This is a genomic window from Streptococcus dentapri, from assembly GCF_042649885.1.
GTDB classification, from domain to species: domain Bacteria; phylum Bacillota; class Bacilli; order Lactobacillales; family Streptococcaceae; genus Streptococcus; species Streptococcus dentapri.
Genome location: NZ_JBHSAC010000019.1, coordinates 1 through 1,258, shown reverse-complemented (window position 1 = coordinate 1,258; position 1,258 = coordinate 1). Strand labels below are relative to the sequence as shown.

Genomic DNA, 1,258 nt, shown 5'->3' with positions numbered 1-1,258 from the left:
TATTGAGATCAATTGAGATCGTTTCACTTGCCATTGAGACCCCCCTTTTCTATAAAACTACTTTGAGCTGCCGGATAAGCTCAGCTTTAAATTCCTCGGAAGAAAGGGAGCGAAGCCTTTCACCCATCACATCATAGGCCAGAAGACCGCTCTTAGACATAAACCCTATAAAAATAAGCTCAGACCTTAGCCCGAGCCTATTATATCATACTAATGGTCCTTTTGAACCAATAAGTCATAAGGGAAATAGTCCAAGTCCTTTAGGCGCTCGTCATAAATCCCGCGGATTTTACAGAGGGCCGCTGTGTCAAAAGACCAGTAGCCATAGTAGCTATCTGTATCTCGCAAATGGGAATTGTACCAAGCCGCCTCTGAATGGGCATAATACCAGAACTTCTGCGCTTCAATGACAGAGTCAGCCGTATCCCCCATCAGATTGAGATACTCCAAATGGGAATGGAAATTGACCACTCGGTCTTGGAGTAAATAAACACCAAGAAAATCAATAAAATCGTCCTGCTTAGTTTTTCCTTCTGCTGTCAATTTGAGGTATTTATCAAATAATATCTTAACATCATCAATGAATTCTTTTCTATAACTTTCAAAAAGAACAGCTAGGGAAAGGTAGTCGATAATAGCGAATATGCCACTATTTTCACCAAAAACTTTAGAGTAATGATGAATACTATCCTTAAAATATTCAAAATAACTATTAGAATTTTCTCCCATTGAGTAGGAAATTTTAAACAATGTAAAATTGATAATGCTTAGATCAATATAATACATCCTTGTCTTATCAGAACTGATTATGGACTCCATATCCGTTAACTCTTTCAGCCATTCAACTTCTTCAGTCTTTAATTTCTGAAAATAATGTTCGTTTTTCAACTTATCTCGTAACATATTATCCTCATCTCATTTTCTTAGCTTCTTCATCCAACTGATTGATAATGATATTGCCATTCTCTTTAACATTGAACAAGTGACTTTGGACATCACCTGTGTACTGTGCTCTACGGATAGCTTTATAATGCTCTGATCCAACTGCATCTTTTAACCTATTTTGAATCCACTCATAATCCATCTGATTGCTTCCATCCGTCAAGCCTTTACTCAGCCTCGCTGTGTTATACTTAGCCTCCGAGATGATATAAGGCGGGTGGCCATCTGGATTGTAGTAAACTCCGTCAATGCCCTGATGACCAGGGCTATCAAGACTGGTCACCATGTCCTTGCTGATACGCTCGTAGCCAAACTG

Annotated in this window: 1 protein-coding gene and 1 pseudogene; both read right to left on the bottom strand. The window is 38.8% G+C overall.

Going from position 1 to position 1,258, the window contains the following annotated elements; all coding sequences use genetic code 11:
- Positions 1-210 precede the first annotated feature (210 nt).
- Positions 211-903, bottom strand: coding sequence for a PoNe immunity protein domain-containing protein (locus ACFOSE_RS02245; RefSeq protein ID WP_380429939.1), 693 nt, complete (start codon positions 901-903; stop codon positions 211-213).
- Positions 904-910: 7 nt separating this feature from the next.
- Positions 911-1,258: pseudogene (locus ACFOSE_RS02240) on the bottom strand (T7SS effector LXG polymorphic toxin); the annotation flags it as partial.